1 protein-coding gene and 1 pseudogene are annotated in these 2,639 nt (G+C 53.4%); both read right to left on the bottom strand.

From position 1 onward, the window contains the following. Positions 1-240: 240 nt before the first annotated feature. Complete coding sequence (locus tag ACFO6W_RS05665) at positions 241-2,268, bottom strand: fimbrillin family protein (RefSeq protein WP_379994407.1); 2,028 nt, start codon at positions 2,266-2,268, stop codon at positions 241-243. A 47-nt stretch (positions 2,269-2,315) separates the two neighbouring features. Further along, a pseudogene (locus tag ACFO6W_RS05660) lies at positions 2,316-2,639 on the bottom strand (chromosome partitioning protein ParB); the annotation flags it as partial.

Here is a 2,639-nt window from a genome sequence, read left to right as displayed (position 1 = left end):
TCGGCTTCGCTCAACGCCACTCCTCGCACATAATCGTTCGTTTCCATAGGTTTTTTCCTCAAAGGTAAGAACTCGCGTACGGCTTTGCAAGACGCGGTTACCCGAACTATTACTTTCCTGCTACCAAGGGTGTGCCGCCGCTACCCTAAGGGTGGCAGGGCACTCCCCGCCAAACCGGCCCCCTTTATATGGGGACGGCAAAGGTATCAATTCGAGCGGAAGAGCTCCGTCTTTAATCCATCAATAAGACACGCACCTGACGCTCAGGCCGAATGGTCGGTCCCAACCGCCGGCGCCCCAAGTAACCCGCCGTGAGTCTGTGTCCTGTGTGATGTTTGTTGCCTGGTCAGGGGAGGTCCCCGCTGGGGCTGCCCAGACTCCTCCAGAGTAGTAGCTACTTGCCTGTTTTATCAGTTCACCGGAGGAGCCATCGCGATAGTATGCGTTAGGCCAAAAATTGCGGGTTAAGTCCGTGGTGGCGGTGTTGTTCCAGTATTGGATGTCATCCGTACCATTAGCATCCGTAAAGCTCGCGCCTGGGTCATTATACAGGGTCCATGTGGAGATGGATCCAACCGGGTTTATGTATGGTAAGACCCAGTCGCGGGCCAAGAGCAAGCCGGCTGTCGCTGGATGATCTGAAATGAATTTGCAAACGTCCCCCAAATAACTGGCTTTGAGTGTATTCGATTGGAGCGTCAGGCGACGGTCGCCTTCTCCGCTGGCTGAGTTATCAATTTGGGTAGACGTGGTAAACGGGATCGAGGTGTAGGAGCCGTCAGTATACATTGTAGCATAGGCCGTCACAGCCGCATTCATTTCTCCGGTGCCAGCGCTATAGGTGTTAGTGATTTCTCCCGATTTCACTTTGTAATACTTACCGGTTGTAAGGTCTGGTATATACAGGTAAGTGTCATTGTCGAAAGCTCCAACTGCACCACCAGCTATGCCAATCAGAGAGCCCCATTTGAAATATAATCCCTGGTATTTCTGCTTGTCCGTTCCCGATTCCTCAAAGGTCAGCGCGCCCACAACGCCTCCCGGAGTGTCCGGCTTGAAGTAGACATTAGACCTTGCCCACACAGTCTTTATAGGAACATTGATATTCGTTCCGTACAGGTCGGCATCTATATCCCCGAAGCTAACGGCCGCGCCTATCTTCACATTGCCGTCAGATTTGAACTCCAGGTTCAGCACATACTGGCGGCCTATCTCAAAGGTGACGCCCAGGGTTCCGATCCCGTTTAAGTCCGCAAACTGGACGGTGACAGGCGTTTGCGGCGCGCCGTTCAATGTATAGTTGACCAGCAGGGCAAATTCACCGGTAGGGTCAGTATCGGACAGGTCTCCCTCCGTAGTCTGCGGCAGCACAAACATACCCTGCTCGGCACTGGTGACAAGCTGGCTGGTGGCGGCGACAGATACGCCCGATGCGGGCAGGACATAAGGGTAATCAATCAGGTCGCCGGGATTCTCCCACAAGGTGACATAATCAGTGGTAGCAGTAATTGAAGCCGGAGCGTTGTAAGACCAGTCGGTCAGCTCCGTCCCTGTGGTTTCACTGACAGGTATACCGTCGCTCGCGCCTGTATTCGACGGGCCATTACCTTTCAGGTTCAGCTCTCCTGTGGAATACACATTCTTCAACTCCAGGCCGGTGATCGTCACAGCAGCGGACACCTCGCTCTTGGCCGCAACCAGTATACGCGACAAGGCGTGGCGGAACTGCAGCTTCACAGGGCTTTCGTAGCCTGCCTTCAAAACCTTGCCGTAGGCTACCAGCAGGTCCTCCTGCGCAGTGGCTCCTGTGGAAGCAGGTACAGGTACGCTATAACCGATGACCTGGCTGGTCGGATCATCCCCGGCGGCACCCAGGCCCGGGTTGACATGCCGGCTGCCGGAGGGCGAGTAAGCAAAAAATTCTACATAATTATTGCCTGTAACCGTCGGATAGAACACCTCCGGCGCATAGGTCCAGCCGGTAACGCCCTCGTTACGGTAAACGGTGGTACCCGTCAACAGTTGCTTGTCAACACCCGGGGTTCCGTCGTCACGGATGGCATTGACCACAAAACTATGGATGTAGTCACCGCCCGTTGTGGTCGCCTTAAGGCCTCCGGTACCGCCCTGGGCACGGAAGGAGATAGCACGGCCGGAACCCCCGGGGGAGTCCTGGGACTCATCCTGCGAACAACCGGTCAGCACCAGCAATCCGGTTAAAAACAATCCCGTTACATACGGGGATAAAAATCTAATCTTTCTTTTCATACTTTTCTTTTTTCATCTCTTTTTTCATCTCTTTTTTCATCCTTTTTTCATCTTTTTTCCAGATCCCTTATTGAAAACTCCCGGTCTGCAAATAAAGCGGCCAGCCCGGTGAGTTGCTTTAAGCGCAGTATTTCATCCATGTCCATCCCGATATGTTTCGATATCCATGTGCCGGATTTTCCTATGGAGATCAGTTCCCTTACGATTTCCGACATCAGGCTTATGTCATGGGTGCCCCTGGCCCGGTTATGGCGTACGGTTGAAGCCATCCTTTCACTTAATTCCCGCCTGGACTCACGTATATAAGTCACAGGAAGCCTGCCCTGTGTACTTTGGGATATCTTACGTGATTTGCGCTCAGCCTTCCTGCG

It is taken from the genome of Dysgonomonas termitidis, assembly GCF_042654545.1.
Classification (GTDB): Bacteria; Bacteroidota; Bacteroidia; order Bacteroidales; family Dysgonomonadaceae; genus Dysgonomonas; species Dysgonomonas termitidis.
The sequence above is the reverse complement of the archived record's forward strand: the minus strand, read 5'-3'. Positions and strand labels throughout refer to the sequence as shown.